This is a genomic window from Streptomyces hazeniae (assembly GCF_031845485.1).
GTDB classification, from domain to species: Bacteria; Actinomycetota; Actinomycetes; order Streptomycetales; family Streptomycetaceae; genus Streptomyces; species Streptomyces hazeniae.
Map to the genome: position 1 here is coordinate 1 of NZ_JAVREQ010000214.1, position 429 is coordinate 429.

General features: G+C 63.6%; 1 protein-coding gene. It reads right to left on the reverse strand.

The genetic code is table 11. The features are described 5' to 3' along the window. Positions 1-35: 35 nt before the first annotated feature. Positions 36-429: NaeI family type II restriction endonuclease (locus tag RM572_RS29390; protein WP_311676388.1), on the reverse strand; the 394-nt coding region annotated here is incomplete at its 5' end.

A 429-nucleotide genomic window follows, 5' to 3' on the forward strand; every position in this document is an offset into this window, starting at 1 on the left:
CTGGTTTACGAGGTCAGCCGGGTGCCTGGCCCCGATTAGCTCGGCGGCGCCGAGGTTTTCAGCTCCGTCCACTGCTTGGGGACCTGTGGTCCCGGGACGACTTCGTCAGATGGCGCGGCCCTCCTCCACCACCGTCCTTCAAGCAAGAAGCCTCTATCCACGCTGTCGTCGCTGGCCGGTGTGACGCGGGTAGAGATCCACGATCCTTTCCGCGGTATCGGAAGGCCCAGGCTGGCGGCGATTCGCTGGTGGGGATGCTCATGCCCGAGCACTATGATGCCCTCCGACCGCAGGTGAATCCGTGCGTCTCGAGCCCGCTTCGGGGCATCGTCTTGTTGTCCAACGGTGAGGATCACCTGCCGATTGATCAGCCGGTCCCGAATGTGTCGGAACAGGTCGTTGACGCGACCTTGGCCACTCGAACCAGGT